Here is a 16,191-nt window from a genome sequence, read left to right on the forward strand (position 1 = left end):
CGAAAAGCGGAGTCCTCCACACACCTGCAAGGACAATCATCATGGCTGCAAACCAGAAAGTCGTCGTCATCACCGGCGCATCGCAAGGCATCGGCGCGGCGCTCGTCAAGGCGTATCGCGAGCGCGGGTTCTTCGTCGTCGCCAACTCGCGAAACATCGCGCCGTCGACCGACGAAGGCGTGCTCGCCGTCGCGGGCGACATCGGCGAGCGCGAGGTCGCCGAGCGCGTGATCGCGCAAGGCATCGCCCGCTTCGGGCGCATCGACTCGCTCGTCAACAACGCCGGCATCTTCATCGCCAAGCCCTTCACGCAATACACCGCGGAGGACTACCGCGCGGTGCTGAGCACCAACCTGGCCGGCTTCTTCCACGTCACGCAGCTGGCCATCGCCGAGATGGAGAAGCGCAACGCTGGCCACGTCGTCAGCATCACGACGAGCCTGGTCGACAACGCCAACTCCAACGTGCCGTCGGTGCTGGCATCGCTCACCAAGGGCGGCGTCGACTCCGCGACGCGCTCGCTTGCCATCGAGTACGCGAAGCGCGGCATCCGCGTCAACGCCGTCGCGCCCGGCATCATCAAGACGCCGATGCACCCCGAGGCGACGCACGCCACGCTGGCCGGCCTGCATCCGGTGGGCCGCATGGGCGAGATGTCGGACATCGTCGAGGCGGTGCTGTACCTCGAGTCCGCCGGCTTCGTGACGGGCGAGACGCTGCACGTCGACGGCGGCCAGGCGGCCGGTCACTGAGTCAGAGCTTCATCGACACCTCGACATCCTCGGCGAACGGCGTCGACAGCCAGCCGCCGCCCGGCGTGCGCACGCGCGCCAGGTACTCAGGGCTGTCGTCGGCGTTGTCGGCGACGACCAGCGCGCCGGGGCGCAGGCCGCTCTCCAGCAGGTCCAGCACCTGCGGGTAGAGCGCCTTCGCGCCATCGAGCAGCACGAGGTCGATGGCGTCGGGCAGGCCGCTGCGAAGCGTCTGCAGCGCGTCGCCGACGCGGATCTCGACGAGGTCGACGAGCTCGCCGGCGGCGAGGTTCTCGCGCGCGCGTTCGACCTTCGAGGGTTCGAACTCGCAGGTGATGAGGTGGCCGCCGCCGTTGTCGCGCAGCGCCGCGGCCAGGTGCAGCGTCGACAGGCCGAACGACGTGCCGAACTCGACGATCGCGTGCGCGCCGGCGTGGCGCGCGAGCATGTACAGCAGCGTGCCCGTCGCGCGCGAGACCGGCAGCGGCTGGTCCTTCAGGCGCGAATAGAACTCGATGTAGTCGGTCTTGCTGCGCATCAGGCGCGCGAGCTCGCCGGGCGGCAGTTCGGCGGCCATCGCGCGCAGCGCGGGCGAGGCCGCGTCGGCCTCGGCAAACAGGCGCGCCAGCAAGGGAGCGACGGGGGCGGACATCAGGGTGTTGGTCAAGGGACTTTCCTTTCGAAGTGGATGCCGGAATAATATGAAGAATCCTTCAGGTTTCCCATTCGCATTCCGGGACACGACCATGACCGACCGCCAGCACGCGCAGCTCTCCTCGCGCAAGAAGCCGAAGCAGGCCCGCTCGAACGACCTCGTCGCGGCGATCCTCGAGGCCGCCCTTCAGGTTCTGGCCAAGGAAGGCGCGCAGCGCTTCACGACGACGCGCGTCGCCGAGAAGGCCGGCGTCAGCGTCGGCTCGATCTACCAGTACTTCCCGAACAAGGCGTCGATCCTGTTCCGGCTGCAGGCCGACGAGTGGCAGCAGACCACCCGCATGCTGCACGACACGCTGCGGGACGTCGCCCGCCCGCCGCTGGAACGGCTGCGCCGGCTGGTGCACCAGTTCGTCAAGTCCGAGTGCGACGAGGCCGGCATGCGCGTCGCGCTCAACGACGCCGCGCCGCTGTATCGCGACGCGCCCGAGGCACGCGAGGTGCGCGCGGCGAGCGACGGCGTCCTCAAGGCCTTCATGCGCGAAGCCCTGCCCGACGCGACCCCCGCCATGCGCGCGCTCGCCGGCGAGCTGATCAAGACGACCCTCAGCGCGGTCGGCAAGGAATTCTCGGAGGCGCCGCGCACCGCGCGCGAGATCGCCCGGTATTCGGACGCGATGGCCGACATGTTCTGTGCGTATCTCACGAATCTCGGGCAGTCCGCGCGGGCGCCGGCCCGGCCACGCGCGGGGCCGCGCAGATAATCGGCCGATGCCCGAGCCCACGTTCGACCCCGCGCTGCCCGATCCCTCGCCCGCCGGCAACGAGAGCCCGCTGCGGCCACCGCGCTCCGCGTGGGACAGCGGCGGCGATCGCTCCCACGTCAAGACCTTCGTGCTCGCGTCGGTCCTGATGGCCGCGATCGGGCTGGGCGCACTGGCCGTGCATGCGGACGTGCGATCGCTGTGGCGTCAGAAATTCGGGCCGCCGCTGACCACCGACGAATTGCGCGCGCGCGTGGCCACCTGCGAGCGCGACGGCGATCTGGCCTGTGCGCAGGACACGCTGACGACGCTGCTCAAGCGCCATCCCGACGACGGCGTCGCGCGTGCCCAACTGGGCCTGGTGATGCACCACCGCGACGACGACGCCCACGCGGTGATCGAGTTCAAGCGTGCCATCGACGGCGGCGAGGGCACCTACGACCTCTTCGCGTGGTACGCCGACAGCCTCGCGCGCATGGGCCGCGACGCCGAGGCGGTCGACTGGTCGTACAAGTCGCTGGCCATCGTGCCCAAGCTGGTCGACGTGCGCGGCAAGCTCGCCAAGCTGCTCGTCGCCCAGGGCAAGCCGTACGAGGCGCTTTCGCTGCTCGAAAGCTTCGACGCCGACGCCGCCGCCGGCGGGCACCCGGGCTACTTCGAGGGACAGCGCATCGCGATCGAGTCGGTGTTGACGACCGGCGCGGCGGGCGCGTCCGCCGGCTCGGAGGCGAAGTCGCTGCGCCTGCCCGCCTTCGGCAGCCATTTCTACGCGCCGGTCGCGCTCGGCAGCGGGCGCTCGCAGGCGTTCCTGGTCGACACCGGCGCCACGGTGACCACCGTCACGCCCGAACTGCTGGACGAGTCCAAGGCCGAGTACCGCGTGCTGCAGCCGGTGGTGACGATGACGACCGCCGATGGCCGCAAGGTGACGGCGCAAGGGATCCGGATCGCATCGATGACCGTCGGGCCCTACGTGCTGCACGACGTCCCCGCCGTGCGCTGCGTGCACTGCATCGCGCTGCTGGGCCAGTCGTCGCTGTCGCACTTCGACCTGCGCTCGTCGCGCGCGCAGGGCGTGGAGTTCCTCACGATGACGCCGCGCGGCGGCGCCTGAGGCCGGCGCGCGCGGCGCCGGCGGCCGCTCACTGGTCCATCAGCTGCCGCGCGAAGTAGGTGTACTCGATGGCGCTGGTGTGCGCGCGTTCCTTCAGGTTCGCGCCCGCGCCGTGGCCGCCCTCGATGACCTCGTAGTAGTAATACGGGATGCCGTATTCCGACAGCCGCGCCGCGAACTTGCGCGCGTGCTGCGGACCGACGCGGTCGTCCTTGGTCGTCGTCCACACAAGCGCCTTCGGATACTTCACGTCGCGGTGCAGGTTGGCGTACGGCGAGATCTTCGCGAGGAAGGCGCGCTCGTCCGGATTGGCCACCGAGCCGTACTCGCCCACCCACGACGCGCCGGCGGCGATCTGCTCGAAGCGCAGCATGTCCAGCAGCGGCACCTGGATGTCGACCGCGTTCCACAGGTCCGGATGCTCGGTCATCTCGACGCCCATCAGCAGGCCGCCGTTGGAGCCGCCCATGATGCCCAGGTGGCGCGTGCTGGTGATCCTGCGGTCGACCAGGTCGTGCGCCACCGCGGCGAAGTCGTCGTAGATGATCTGGCGCTTCGTCTTGAGGCCCGCCTCGTGCCAGGCCGGCCCGAATTCGCCGCCGCCGCGGATGTTGGCCAGCACGTAGACGCCGCCGTTCTCGAGCCACAGCTTGCCCATCGTGCCGAGGTATTGCGGCGTGCGCGAGACCAGGAAGCCGCCGTATGCGTAGAGGATGGTCGGATGCGAACCGTCGAGCGCCATGCCCTTGGGATGCACGACGAAGTACGGGATCTTCGTGCCGTCCGTCGACGTCGCCTCGAACTGCTCGACCTCGTCGCGCGACGCATCGAACTGCGCCGGCAGCGAGCGCAGCTGCCCCGCCTGCGCCGACGCGTCGACGCGCCACTGGCTCTGCGGCTGCAGGAAGCCGGCCAGCGTGAGGTAGGCCGTGCCCGTGTGCATCGACGTGTCGCTGATGTCGACGGCGGTGTTGTCCGGCAGCGCGATCGGGGTCGGCGTCCAGGCGCCGTCCTTCGAGCGCGTGAAGACGGTGGCGCGGCCGCGCACGTTGTCCAGCGTCGTCACGACCAGCCCCGTCTTCGTGCCCGAGACCTGCTCGACGGCCTGGCGCGCGGTGGGCGCGAACACGACGGTCGCGCGCAGCGCGTCCGGCCTGGCGATGGCCTGCGCCAGGTCGACGGCCACCAGCATGCCCTGGCTGAACTGCGCGCCGCCCGTGGCCCAGTCCTCGTCGAGCTTGACGATCAGCTGGCCGTCGAACAGCTCGACGACGGTGGCCTTGCGAGGCAGCGCGAGCTTCCTGATGCCGGCCGGCGTGACCAGGGACGTCTCCGATTCGAAGAAGGTCACGCCGCGCTGGATCAGCAACGCGTGGTGGCCCTTCGCGTCGTCCAGCGTCGACACGGCGACCTGCACGTCCGACGGCTGGCCGCGGAAGATCTCGGTGGCCGCCGACAGCGGCTGGCCGCGGCGCAGGCGCTTGACGACGTAGGCGTAGCCCGAGGCCGTCAGCTCGCCCGGCTTCCACTCGCGTGCGACCACCAGCGAGTTCGGGTTCTCCCACACCGCGCTCTGCTTGCTCTTGGGCAGCACGAAGCCGCCGCTGGCGAAGCGGCCCTTGCGCAGGTCGAACTCGCGCACGGTGGCCGCGTCCTCGCCGCCGTCCGACAGCGAGACCAGGCACATGTTCTCGTGCTGCGCCTCGCACTGCGCGCCCTGCCAGACCCAGTTGGCGTGCTCCGTCGCGGCCACCTTGTCGAGGTCCAGCACCGTCTTCCAGGCGGGCGCGCCGCCGGCGTCGTAGTCCGCGGGCGGCGTCGCGCGCCAGATGCCGCGCACGTGCTGCGCGTCCTGCCAGAAGTTCCAGAGCTTGCCGTCGATCTGGTGCGCGAACGGGATGCGCTCGTTCGACTGCGCGATGGCCAGGGCCTGCTCGTTGAACTTCGGGAAGCGCGGATCGGCCTCCAGCACCGCCAGCGACTTCTGGTTCTCGGCACGCACCCAGGACATCGCCTCGGGGCTGTCGACCTTCTCGAGCCAGACGTAGGGATCGGCGTCCGCCGCGATGGGCGACGACGCGCCGGCGGACGCCGGGGCGGTCTGCGCCAGCGCGGCGCCGGCGGTGAGCAGGACGACGAAGGCGGCGCGGGCGGGCAAGGTCAGGCGGGGCATGGGCAGTGGCGGCCGGTTGATCGAGGTCGCCGATCATCGCATCGCGACCGGGGGCGAACGCCGTCGTCCGGACCCCGGAATCGGCCGTCCGTCGGATCGCGCCGCCTACGCGATGGACCGCACCACGCCGCCGTCCACGCGCAGCGCCGCGCCGGTCGTGGCCGAGGCCCGCGCGCTGCAGACGTAGGCGATCAACGAGCCGATCTCGTCGGTGGTCGCGAAGCGCTGCAGCACCGAGGACGCGCGGGCGGTCGCGAAGAACTCGCGCTCGACGGTGGCCACGTCGACGCCGCGGTCCTTGGCCAGCTGCGCCACGAAGCCACCCACGCCCTCGGACGCGGTGGGCCCGGGCAGCACGCTGTTGACGGTCACGCCGGTGCCCGCGAGCGTCTCGGCCAGGCCGCGCGCGACGGCCAGCTGCGCCGTCTTGGTGACGCCGTAGTGGATCATCTCGGTCGGGATCTGCAGGCCCGACTCGCTCGACACGAACACGATCCGGCCCCAGTTGCGCGCCCGCATGCCGCCGACGTAGTGCCGCGACAGCCGCACGCCGCTCATGACGTTGGTCTCGAAGAAGCGCATCCAGTCCTCGTCCGGGATGTCCTCGAAGGGCTTGGGCTCGAAGATGCCCATGTTGTTGACCAGCACGTCGACGTCCGGCAGCTGCGCGACGAGCGCCTGGCAGCCGGCGGCGCCGCTCAGGTCGGCGACCAGTCCGTCGACCCGCGCCCCCGCGACCTCGCGGCGCAGCGCGGCGACGGCGCTGTCGACGCGATCCCGGCTGCGGCCGTTGAGGGTGACGACGGCCCCTTCGGCCGCCAGCGCGCGCGCGGCGGCGAGCCCGATGCCGGCGGTCGATCCCGTCACGAGCGCCCGCTTGCCTTTGAGTCCGAGATCCATGCTGTCCTCCGGTGAAGATCGAGTCGTCGAATCTATCGTTCTCCGACGCCCGCGACGGCGCGCAGGCCCATAGTCCACGCGGCCCGCGGGGGCGGCCCGTCGACCCCGTCTCGCGCCCTGCCGTTGCATCCGCGCCAATGTAACGACTCTGTCACGCGGCGCCGGAACAATGCGCCGGCTTTCCGGGTCGCCGCACGCTCGGCCGCCATCGACCAAACCCACCTCGCTTCGAACGCGAACGCCCTGGCGGCGCCCGCGCGAGACTCCCTTTGCCTCGTGAAGGCGGGTTGGCTTCGTGGCACGAATCGTGCAATCCGGATCCCCTTCCACGATCTCCGAGAACTCCAATGCGACTCTTTCCCCTGAACCCGATGGCCCTTGCCGTGGTTGCGATCTGCACCACCGCGCATGCGCAGGACACCACCAGCACGGCCACTCCCGCACCGCAAAACGGTGATGCGCAGCAAGCCAGGACCACGCAGCGCGCCAACACGTCGAGCACGTCCAACACCACCACCGCCAACACGACGCAGCGCGCGCTGGAGCAGGCGAACCAGCAGGTCACCGTGACGGGGCAGAAGTCGATCGCCGGCGGCCTCATGACGGTGCAGGAGGCCCCCAAGGCGGTGTCCACGGTCACCCGCGAGGCGATCCAGAAGGCGGCGCCGGGCGCGAACTATGCGCAGATGATCGGCTCGATCCCGGGCGTCGTCGCGATCACCGACGACCCGTCGGGCCTGTTCGACGCCAACTACTCGATCCGCGGCTTCACCAACGACGAGATCGGCGTCACGGTCAACGGCGCGCCGGTCAACGACAGCGGCAGCTACACGGTGTACGCGACGGAGTACGGCGACACCGAGAACATGAACGACATCACGGTGCTGCAGGGCTATCCCGACGTCGACCAGGCGGTCGCCGGCGCCGCGGGCGGAACGATCGCGTGGTCGACCATCGACCCGTCGCACAAGTCGGGCCTCGACACCGGCCTGTCCTTCGGCAGCCACCAGTACAAGCGCCAGTTCTTCCGCTGGCAGACCGGCGACACCGGCGCGCTGCGCTCGTGGTTCTCGTACTCGAACAACACCACCGACCTGTGGCGCGGCAAGGGCAACGCCAAGGTCGACAAGATGGACGGCAAGTCGGTCTGGACCATCGACGCCCAGAACTCGATCTCGGCCTCGATCCAGTGGAACCGGGAAGTGCGCGTCGGCGGCTACGCGAAGCTGAGCAAGGCACAGATCGCGGCCACCGGCTACGACACGAACTACGACGCCACGCCGACGTCGCTGACCGACACCAACTACTACCGCCTGCACCAGAACCCGTTCCGCGACTACCTGCTCAGCTTCGACGGCGAGTTCACGATCAGCAAGACGATGCACCTGTCGGTGGTGCCCTACTACCAGTACGGCATGGGCGGCGCGAGCACCGGCTTCACCTTCAGCGAGAACACGGCGGCCGGCAACGTCAACCGCTTCGGCTACGTCAACTACGACCTGGACGGCGACGGCGCTGTCACGAACAACAAGAAGGTGATGACCTACGCGTACAACGCGTCCACCACGTGGCGTCCGGGCGTGATCGCCAAGCTGACGCAGGACTTCGGCGAGAACGACACGCTGACCTACGGCTTCTGGGTCGACTCCGCGCGCGAGAAGCAATCGCAGGACTACTCGCGCGTCGACGCGACCCTCAATCCGCTGAGCGTCTGGGGCAACAACGACCTGGTGACCTACACGGCCAACGGCGCGCCGCAGTACAACTACGTCGACTCCACCAGCACGATGCTGACGCGCGGCTTCCTCAGCAACGACTGGACGCCGACCGACCAGCTGACGGTGACCGTCGCCGGCGCCTACACCAACGTCGAACGCAACGGCTACGGCTTCCAGCACTTTGGCGCCACCGGCGGCCCGGCCTACACGCAGCAGTTCGGCGGCTACTCCGCCGACAACTGGCACAAGTTCACCCCGTCGGCGGGCCTGAAGTTCCAGGTCAACAAGGAAAACCAGCTCTATCTCGGCTACGGCAAGAGCTTCCGTGCGCCGGTCAACGGCGTCATCACGCAGAGCAACGCGGTGCTCGAGTTCTACAAGCAGAACCCCAACGAGCTGCCCTTCAGCGGCATCACGGCGGCGCAGCTCGCGGCGATTGCCAACAACAAGCCCGAGACCGCCGACACGCTGGACCTCGGCTGGCGCTACTACGGCAGCGACCTGTCGGCCAGCGCCGACGCCTACGCCTCCAACCTGAAGAACAAGCAGGTCTCCGGCTACGACTCGGCCAGCGCCCAGACGGTGTTCGTGTCGGTGGACAAGCTGCAGCAGCGCGGCTTCAACGCCGAGGCGAGCTACAAGCTCTACAAGGACCTGAGCGTGTACACGTCGTACGCGTACACCAAGTCCACGATCATGGACAACACCGCCACCATCGGCGACGGCACGTACGCGACCGCCGGCAAGTCCTTCGTCGACGTCCCGAAGCACACGCTCTACCTCGGCGGCAGCTTCACCCACGGCCCGTTCTGGGCCAACCTGAACGGCAGCTACCGCAGCAGCTTCTGGGGCGACTGGGTCAACACCGAGAAGGCGGCTGGCTACAAGACGTTCAACTTCGACGCCGGCTGGAACTTCGACGACTTCGCGACCTGGCTGCGCAGCCCGAAGCTGAAGCTCAACGTGACCAACCTGACCGACAAGAAGGCGCTGACCTACGCGAACGCCACCACGTTCCAGGGCAACCATGGGGTGGCCGATCCGACCACCGGCAAGGACCCGAGCTACGTCACCCCGGCGACCTACAACCTGCTGGCACCGCGTTCCTTCATGGTCAGCCTGAGCGCGTCGTTCTTCTGATCGGCCGCGACCAAGCGACACAATGAACAGGCCCGGGGAGACGCGGGCCTTCAACATTCCGGGAACCGAATTGACCCTCCGTCTCATCCGAGCCGCGGCCGCATTCGCGATCGCGCTCCTCACTTCCGCAGCCCACGCCTGGGGCCCCGATGGCCACCACACCGTCGGCGCAATCGCCGACCGCCTCATCGCCGGCACCGATGCCGAAGCCCACGTCCGCCAGCTGCTGGGCGGCCTGACCCTCGAACAGGCCGCCGTCTGGGCCGACTGCGCCAAGGGCGTCGATCCGCGCAAGGACTACGCCTATACGTCCGCGGGCAAGTATCCGGAGTGCGCGATCTTCGAGACCCCCGAAGGCGAGGCCGGGATGATCGACTTCGTGCGCCGCAACGACACCAACTGCCCGCGCGAGCCCGGCGACGAGTCCTGCCACAAGGAATATCACTACACCGACGAGGCGATCCAGCGCGAGCACTACCGCCTCGGCGACGTGGGCACGCGCGAGTTCGACGTCGTCGCGGCGATCACGGCCACGATCCGCGTGCTGAGGGGCCAACCCGCGCCGGCGCCGTTCGACATCAAGGACAAGCGCGAGGCGCTGCTGCTGCTCGATCACTACGTCGGCGACATCCACCAGCCGCTGCACGTCGGTGCGGTGTACCTGGACGCGCAGGGCCACGTCGTCGACCCCTCGCCGGACCGCTTCGACCGCGCGACGTCCACCCAGGGCGGCAACACCATCACGACCAACCATGTCGCGGCCAGCGGGCGCGCCGAGAATCTTCATTCGCGATGGGACGCCGTCCCGGAATCGCTGCGCTCCTCGCACGTCGACGACGCCTGGGTCGCGCAAGCCCGCGCCGTGCCGCCGTCGCGCGGGCCGATCGACGGTTGGTCGACGAGCTGGGCCGACGAGACGCTCGCGCGGGCGCGCGGGGCGCTCCGGGATCTCGCGTTCGGCCCGCAGGCCAACGGCGTCCGCAGCGTCAGCCTGGATGGGCACTACGACGACTGGATGACGGCGGTCAAGAAGCAGCAGCTGACCGAGGCCGGCGCGCGCCTGGCGCAGGCATTGAAGACCGTCTGGCCGTAGGGCGCCGGGCGGGCGCGGCTGCCAAATCCGTCACAATCGGCGGCACGCCACGCGGACGCTCCCTGTCGAGCACGGCCACGCGCCGCCGCGCCCCACTCCCAGGCCCCGGACCGACCGGGGCTGCGACCCGGCTTCTTCACGAAGCACAGCTCAATGACCACCCGTTCCCGCACTGCCCGACTGCTTCCCTCCCTCATCGCCGCGGCGGCCCTCGCCGCCCTGGCCGGCACCGCCTCCGGCGCGCCGCATCCCAAGCCCAAGCCCCACGCCGCCGCCCGCAAGCCGGCCGCGGCCGCCGAGCTCTCGACGACGACCGACGCCAACGGCAACGCCGTGCCCGTGCTCGCCAACAAGGCCTGGGTGCTGATGGACTTCAACACGGGCCAGATCCTCGGCGGCTCCAACGCGGACGAACCGCTGCCGCCGGCGTCGCTGACCAAGATGATGACCAGCTACCTCGTCGAGCAAGGCCTCAAGAGCGGCAAGCTCAAGCCGACGGAGCCGGTCACGATGTCGCAGAGCGCGTGGTGCGAGGGCGGCAAGCACGGCGACAGCTGCATGTTCGTGCCCCTCAACACGCAGGCCTCGCTGATGGACATGCTGCGCGGCGTCGTCGTCGACTCGGGCAACGACTCGGCCAAGGCGCTGGCCGAGCACCTAAGCGGTTCGGAGTCGGCCTTCGCGGCACAGATGAACGCGGAGGCCGCGCACCTGGGCATGACCCATACGCACTTCGAGAACTCGACCGGCCTGCCCGACCCGAGCCACAAGGCCTCCGCGCGCGACCTGGCGGTGCTGGCCGCGGCGATCATCCGCAACAGCGGCGAGTACTACCCGATCTACGCCGAGCGCGAGTTCACCTACAACGGCATCAAGCAGGGCAACCGCAACGAGCTGCTGTACACCGACCCGACCGTCGACGGCCTCAAGACCGGGCACACCGACGAGGCGGGCTATTGCATGACGGTGTCCGCCAAGCGCGGCAACATGCGCCTGATCTCGGTGATCATGAATGCCGACAGCAAGCAGGCGCGGGCCGACCAGACGCGCGTGCTGTTCAACTGGGGCTACGCCAACTTCGAGGAGGCGACCCCGGTGCAGGCGGGCGCGACGCTGTCCACCGCCAAGGTGCACTACGGCGTGCTGCCCACCGTGGCCGCGGGGCCCGCGCAGGCGTTGACGCTGGTGGTGCCCAAGGGCCAGGCCGCGACGATCCAGACGACCGTCACGCTCAACCCGAACCTGGAGGCGCCGATCGCCAAGGGCGCCGTCATCGGCAAGGTCGTGGCCACCGCGGGCGGCAAGCCCGTCGGCGAAGCCCCGGTCGTCGCGCTGGCCGCCGTGGAGCGCGCCGGGTTCTTCCAGCGCATCGGGCAGCGCATCTCGGGCTGGTTCTCGAAGTGACGCGACGCCGCTCGTCCTTCTGAGCGGCTCAACGAGCCTCGGCGTCCTTCAGCACGAGCACACGGAACGATCCGACGATGGCCTCGGGCCGGGGCGGCTTGGCCGCGCTCGATGCGACTGGCGGCTCGAAGTCGGCGGTCGGCGAGAACAGCAGGTGCTCGCCCGGTGCCGCGGCGATCGTGCGCGCGCCGGGCGCCGTCGGCACCGTCGCGATCGTCTCGAAGCGGCCCGGCGCGGTCTCGGCCACCACGCTGATCGTGCCGTCGCGGCCGTTGGCGCTGTAGGCCTTGCCGTCGAGCCAGGCGACGCCGTCGGGCCCGCGGCCGATGGGGGCGCTGCCGATCACGCGGCCCTGCGCGGGGTCGCTCACGACCATCACGCCGTTGCGGCAGACCGAGTACAGCCGTCCCTTGGGATCGATGGCGAGGCCGCTCGGTTCCTCGCACGGCGCGAGCGCGTAGTGGCGTTCGATCTTCAGCGCCTGCGCATCGATCACGGCGAGTTCGCCCTTGTCCTCGATGTTGAAGAAGACACGGCCGCGGCCGTCGACGACGGCGAACTCGGGGTCGCCCGGCGACGGAATCGTGGCGAGCACCTTCAGCGTGCGCGCGTCGATCACCGTGACGTCGGACGAGCCGCCGTTGAACGCGAACACGCGCTGCGTCGACGGCTCGTAGACGATCGCGTCGGGGTTCTTGCCGGCCGGCAGCGCCTGCAGCGGCTTGCCGGTCGTCGCATCGAAGACGCCCACCGTGCCGTCCGCACCGTTGCTCGTGAAGACGCGGTTGAGGCCGGGCGCCGCCGCCGCGCCGTGCACGCCGGGCGTCGGCGCGAGCTGCAGCACGGGCTTGTTGTCGCGGGTGTCGATGACGTCGACGCGCTCGCGATGCGCGACATAGAGCCGATGGGCCGCGGGATCGACGCTGACGTAGTCCCAGCGCACGGGGTCGGGCAACGCGATCGTCGCGGCGACCTGCGGCGCAGCAAGGGCCGGCGCGCCGTGCAGCGCGGCCAGCGCCGCGATGGCGATGCCGGCGACACGGGCCAGCGGATGGGACGGGAAAGAGATGGGCATCAGAGCTCCAGTTGATAGGCCAGGAACATCGAGCACCGATTGGACTCGACGTGCGTCAACCCGCGGCCGGCCGAGACCAGCAGGTTCTGGTTCGCCGCGATCTTGACGATCGCACCGACGTTGAAACCCGCCGCCGACGGCTCGCCGCGCGCGGTCGACGTGCGGTGGAAGACTTCGGCGCCGAGCGTGAGCGCGTCGCCGAACGAACGCTGCGCGAGCAGGCCGGCAAACCAGCTGTCGCGCGCGTCGGGCGCCCGGTTGACGAGCCGCGCGATGCCGGCGTCCCAGCGCCATGGGCCGAATGCGCGCTGCACCCACAACGGTAGCAGCAGCTGTGCGCGTCCGTTGCCGAGGCCGCGATCGGCGTTGCCGGTGGGCAGGTCCAGCGTCGGGTAGGCGGCGGCCGACCAGCCGTCGTCGGGGCGGTCGAGGAAGCGGTATTTCACGCCGAGCTCGACGTCGCCAAGCCCCGCCTGCGACGGCGCGCCGGCCGGCCGGTCGAACGCGACCGGCACGGCGACGTGGCACTGCGTCTCGGCCGCGCAGCCGAGATTGGCCTCGGCCGAGGCGCTGCCCGCGCGGCCGCCGTCGGCGCGGGTCTGCTGCGCGATCACGTTGATCTCGGCATGGTGCAGGTCGACGGGATCGGGATCGTCCGTCAGGAACGGCGGCCCGGCGACCGCCGCGCCGCAGGCGCCCGCGAGCACGGCCATCGCCAGGACGCGCACGCCGCGCTCACGCCGCATCGTCGGCGCGCGCGGCCCGCTGCGGGAACAGCACGACGCACAGCACCACGAAGACGAGCAGCGCGATCGACGCCCACAGGCGGCTGAGTTCGAGGCCGCCCTGCGCGTGCGTCTTGTCGAGGAAGTCGCCAAGCGTCGCGCCCAGCGGCCGCGTGAGCACGAAGGCGGCCCAGAACAACGCCGTCCGCGAGAGGCGCGTCCCGAACCAGAGCGCCGCGATCACGGCCAGCGCGCCGCCGAAGATCAGCGCCGAATGCTCGTAGCCGAGTCCCATGCCGCCGCGGTCGTCGCCGGCGGTCCAGTCGCCGAGCGCGGTGCCCAGCGTCTGCGAGAACAGGATCGTGACCCAGTAGAACCACTCGGCACGCGGCGTGTCGATGCTGCGGATCGACACGGTGCCCTCGACGCGATGCCACGCGAACAGGCTGGCCGCGAGCAACGCCGCGATGATGGCCGTGCCGCCCGGATAGCCGACGCCCACCGAGCGGTCGAAGAAGTCGGCCATCGTCGTGCCGAGCGTGGTCGTCGCGACGATCGTGGCCCAGTACAACGCGGGATGGAAGCGCGCGGCGCGCACCTGCAGCCAGACGAGCGCGACGAAGATCGCGGCGAAGATGCCGGTGCCGACGAGGTAGCCGAGGTTCAGCGACATCGTCACCCAGTCGCCCCCCGTCTCGCCGAGCGTGGTGGCCGCGACCTTCGCGATCCAGAAGCCCAGCGTGACGGCGGCGACCTTGGCGGAGGCTGTGGACGGGGATTGCCGGAGCGTATCGTTCATGAGGGCAGGTCGCGGGAAATCGAAGGGCCCCAGTCTGCAAGCGATGCGTTAGCCGATTGTTAGCCGTTGCCACACTTGCGTGAGCAGGCCCCGCCGGCGCCTGCCCACGTCGACACTCAGCCGCGCTGGCGTCGGGCGCAGAAGCCGAGCAGGCCCAGCCCGGCGAACAGCAGCGCGACGTTGGCGGGCTCGGGCACCGGGGCCAGCGCGACGCCGCCGAGGCGTTCGCCGTAGCCCGCGGTCTCCAGCACGGTGAACGACGTGTCGTCCGGCGTCGAGCCGGCCCCGATCGTGATCGAGACCAGCTCGTTGGGATCCGCGCCCTGGTCGTGCGTGGCCTCGTTGCTGACCGTGGAGGTCGTCGCGAACAGCGTGAACGAGCCGTCGGCGTTGACCTCGCCCGTCAGGTTGCGCAGGCCGTCGGTGTTGACCGTCCACGGCAGGCCCTCGCTGTAGCCGGCCTGGTCGAGCAGGCCCTTCTGGAACACCGCCGTCTCGTTCCACTTGCCGCCGATGAAGCGGTATTCGTCGAGGCCGGCGTTGGACGTGTCCTTGCCCGGCGTGCCCTTGGCCTGGCCGTCGCCCTCGTCGGCGACGAACAGCGTGGTCGCGTCGGCGAACCAGAGGCCGAACGGGTGCGTCGCGGTGCCCGAGGTCGGGAAGCCCGCGAGCGGCGTGATCGTCGTCGACGCCGCGGTCGCCGCCGTGGGCAGCTGGCCCGCGGCGCCGACCTGGTAGACCGTGTTGACGCCGTTGCTGCCGCTGCCCTTGGTCACGTACAGCGTGTTGTTGAACAGCGTCTCGCCGCGGAAGTTGTCGTCCTTGCCGGTCTTGTCGGCGGCCGCGCCGGTGGTGACCGTCGAGAAGCCGTGCTGGTAGCCGGTGGTGCTGCCGAACGTGCCATAGGCCTTGCCGACCACCGTCGTGTTGCCGGAGCTGCCGGCCGCGATCATCTGCAGGCCGGTGTCGTCGCTCAGCTGGCTCAGCACGGTGCCGCTCGGGCCCTTGCCCGAGTTGCCCGCGTTGCCGACGGTGTAGTAGTTGCCGCCGGCGAGGATCGCGTTGCGGCCGTTGTTGCCGCTGTAGGCGTTGATGCCGGTGACGGTCAGCGCCCCGGTGGCGAGGTTGACGGTGCCGATGCCGCGTTGCGTCGATGTCCTCACCGGGTTGGTCGGGTCGACGATCGCGGACGTGTTCGAGTTCGAGACGTCGAGCTGGTTGATGGGCGAGACGTAGCCCATGAAGGTCACCGACTTGCCGTCCTGCGAGATGTTGAGCCCGAGCTCGGACTTCGACGAGAAGCTCGTGCTGAGTTGCGTCGGGTCGATCGCGATCGTGCCGACGCGCGCGCCGCTGGTCGTCAGCTGGTCGAGGAAGATCGGCGCGGTGACGCCGAACGCGGCATCGGGCGTCTCGTTCTTGAACACGTCGGGGAACGAGCCGTCGGCGATGGCCTTGCCGCCGCCGGGCAGCGCCTGGCCGACGGCGACGGTGCCGGCGTTGCCCGCGTAGACGGTGCGCGAGACGACGAGGTTGCCGGGCGCGACGGCCTGCGCATTCGCGACGCCGCTGATGGCCGCGAGTGCGGCGAGGGTCAGGACACTTGCTCGAGTCATGTTGGTTTCCTTCTGGCTGATGGGATCGCAAGCCGGACGGTAGGAATCGCGAGTGACGTCGGCGTGACATCGCGGGCGTCGCGAGTGCACCCTTGCGGCACGCTGTCCGCTGCATGACAGCCGTGTCGCCGACCGCTCGAAAGCGACGGCGGCTAACACTCGGCTAAGAGTCGACGTGCAGGGAGGACGCCGCCGAAACGCGAATGGCTAATCCCGAGCTAAGCCTGGGCCGCTAGAGTGCGCGCATGACACCGACCCTTCACG

The 16,191-nt window shown here is 69.9% G+C and carries 13 protein-coding genes; 6 read left to right on the plus strand and 7 right to left on the minus strand.

Annotated features, from left to right (window positions below):
- Positions 1–41: 41 nt before the first annotated feature.
- Positions 42–752, plus strand: coding sequence for an SDR family NAD(P)-dependent oxidoreductase (locus LPC04_RS06235; protein ID WP_275681320.1), 711 nt, complete (start codon positions 42–44; stop codon positions 750–752).
- A 1-nt stretch (position 753) separates the two neighbouring features.
- Here the strand turns inward: LPC04_RS06235 and LPC04_RS06240 are convergent, their stop codons facing one another.
- Positions 754–1,404, minus strand: coding sequence for an O-methyltransferase (locus LPC04_RS06240; RefSeq protein ID WP_275681929.1), 651 nt, complete (start codon positions 1,402–1,404; stop codon positions 754–756).
- A 94-nt stretch (positions 1,405–1,498) separates the two neighbouring features.
- Here LPC04_RS06240 and LPC04_RS06245 point away from each other — a divergent pair, with 94 nt between their 5' ends.
- Positions 1,499–2,170, plus strand: coding sequence for a TetR/AcrR family transcriptional regulator (locus LPC04_RS06245; RefSeq protein ID WP_275681321.1), 672 nt, complete (start codon positions 1,499–1,501; stop codon positions 2,168–2,170).
- A gap of 7 nt (positions 2,171–2,177) precedes the next feature.
- The gene (locus tag LPC04_RS06250; RefSeq protein ID WP_275681322.1) at positions 2,178–3,284 is read left to right on the plus strand and encodes a retroviral-like aspartic protease family protein; all 1,107 of its coding nucleotides are present in this window, start codon (positions 2,178–2,180) and stop codon (positions 3,282–3,284) included.
- A gap of 28 nt (positions 3,285–3,312) precedes the next feature.
- Here the strand turns inward: LPC04_RS06250 and LPC04_RS06255 are convergent, their stop codons facing one another.
- Positions 3,313–5,457 (minus strand): prolyl oligopeptidase family serine peptidase, encoded by a 2,145-nt coding sequence (locus LPC04_RS06255; RefSeq protein ID WP_275681323.1) that lies wholly within the window; start codon positions 5,455–5,457, stop codon positions 3,313–3,315.
- Positions 5,458–5,562: 105 nt separating this feature from the next.
- Entirely contained in the window at positions 5,563–6,357 is a 795-nt protein-coding gene (locus LPC04_RS06260) for an SDR family NAD(P)-dependent oxidoreductase (protein ID WP_275681324.1), read from the minus strand.
- Between the two features lie 347 nt (positions 6,358–6,704).
- Between LPC04_RS06260 and LPC04_RS06265 the strand changes: the two genes are divergently transcribed.
- From LPC04_RS06265 to LPC04_RS06275, 3 genes are all read left to right on the plus strand, one after another.
- Positions 6,705–9,215 (plus strand): TonB-dependent receptor, encoded by a 2,511-nt coding sequence (locus LPC04_RS06265; protein WP_275681325.1) that lies wholly within the window; start codon positions 6,705–6,707, stop codon positions 9,213–9,215.
- Positions 9,216–9,285: 70 nt separating this feature from the next.
- Positions 9,286–10,308 carry a S1/P1 nuclease gene (locus LPC04_RS06270; RefSeq protein WP_275681326.1) on the plus strand — a complete coding sequence of 341 codons (1,023 nt, stop codon included), beginning with the start codon at positions 9,286–9,288 and terminating at the stop codon, positions 10,306–10,308.
- Positions 10,309–10,461: 153 nt separating this feature from the next.
- Positions 10,462–11,712: a D-alanyl-D-alanine carboxypeptidase family protein gene (locus tag LPC04_RS06275; RefSeq protein WP_275681327.1), complete on the plus strand. Its 1,251-nt coding sequence runs from the start codon at positions 10,462–10,464 to the stop codon at positions 11,710–11,712.
- A gap of 28 nt (positions 11,713–11,740) precedes the next feature.
- Here LPC04_RS06275 and LPC04_RS06280 read toward each other — a convergent pair whose 3' ends face one another.
- From LPC04_RS06280 to LPC04_RS06295, 4 genes are all read right to left on the minus strand, one after another.
- A complete protein-coding gene (locus LPC04_RS06280) occupies positions 11,741–12,787 on the minus strand; it encodes a YncE family protein (protein ID WP_275681328.1) in 1,047 nt (348 codons plus the stop codon).
- Positions 12,787–13,533, minus strand: coding sequence for a transporter (locus tag LPC04_RS06285; RefSeq protein ID WP_275681329.1), 747 nt, complete (start codon positions 13,531–13,533; stop codon positions 12,787–12,789). Before LPC04_RS06285 ends, LPC04_RS06280 begins: the two co-directional genes overlap by 1 nt.
- Entirely contained in the window at positions 13,523–14,311 is a 789-nt protein-coding gene (locus tag LPC04_RS06290; RefSeq protein WP_275681330.1) for a COG4705 family protein, read from the minus strand. The genes LPC04_RS06285 and LPC04_RS06290 overlap by 11 nt, the downstream gene beginning before the upstream one ends.
- 116 nt (positions 14,312–14,427) lie before the next feature.
- On the minus strand, positions 14,428–15,927 hold the full coding sequence (locus LPC04_RS06295) for a PEP-CTERM sorting domain-containing protein (RefSeq protein ID WP_275681331.1): 1,500 nt from the start codon (positions 15,925–15,927) through the stop codon (positions 14,428–14,430).
- Positions 15,928–16,191 lie beyond the last annotated feature (264 nt).

Origin of the sequence: Scleromatobacter humisilvae, assembly GCF_023231945.1 — a bacterium.
Taxonomy (GTDB): domain Bacteria; phylum Pseudomonadota; class Gammaproteobacteria; order Burkholderiales; family Burkholderiaceae_C; genus Scleromatobacter; species Scleromatobacter humisilvae.

What these genes read in the sequence shown, in the direction of transcription:
- LPC04_RS06235 (WP_275681320.1), top strand. Translation starts at nt 42, where the DNA reads ATGGCTGCAAACCAGAAAGTCGTCGTCATCACCGGCGCATCGCAAGGC.
- LPC04_RS06240 (WP_275681929.1), bottom strand. Translation starts at nt 1,404, where the DNA reads ATGTCCGCCCCCGTCGCTCCCTTGCTGGCGCGCCTGTTTGCCGAGGCC.
- LPC04_RS06245 (WP_275681321.1), top strand. Translation starts at nt 1,499, where the DNA reads ATGACCGACCGCCAGCACGCGCAGCTCTCCTCGCGCAAGAAGCCGAAG.
- LPC04_RS06250 (WP_275681322.1), top strand. Translation starts at nt 2,178, where the DNA reads ATGCCCGAGCCCACGTTCGACCCCGCGCTGCCCGATCCCTCGCCCGCC.
- LPC04_RS06255 (WP_275681323.1), bottom strand. Translation starts at nt 5,457, where the DNA reads ATGCCCCGCCTGACCTTGCCCGCCCGCGCCGCCTTCGTCGTCCTGCTC.
- LPC04_RS06260 (WP_275681324.1), bottom strand. Translation starts at nt 6,357, where the DNA reads ATGGATCTCGGACTCAAAGGCAAGCGGGCGCTCGTGACGGGATCGACC.
- LPC04_RS06265 (WP_275681325.1), top strand. Translation starts at nt 6,705, where the DNA reads ATGCGACTCTTTCCCCTGAACCCGATGGCCCTTGCCGTGGTTGCGATC.
- LPC04_RS06275 (WP_275681327.1), top strand. Translation starts at nt 10,462, where the DNA reads ATGACCACCCGTTCCCGCACTGCCCGACTGCTTCCCTCCCTCATCGCC.
- LPC04_RS06280 (WP_275681328.1), bottom strand. Translation starts at nt 12,787, where the DNA reads ATGCCCATCTCTTTCCCGTCCCATCCGCTGGCCCGTGTCGCCGGCATC.
- LPC04_RS06285 (WP_275681329.1), bottom strand. Translation starts at nt 13,533, where the DNA reads ATGCGGCGTGAGCGCGGCGTGCGCGTCCTGGCGATGGCCGTGCTCGCG.
- LPC04_RS06290 (WP_275681330.1), bottom strand. Translation starts at nt 14,311, where the DNA reads ATGAACGATACGCTCCGGCAATCCCCGTCCACAGCCTCCGCCAAGGTC.
- LPC04_RS06295 (WP_275681331.1), bottom strand. Translation starts at nt 15,927, where the DNA reads ATGACTCGAGCAAGTGTCCTGACCCTCGCCGCACTCGCGGCCATCAGC.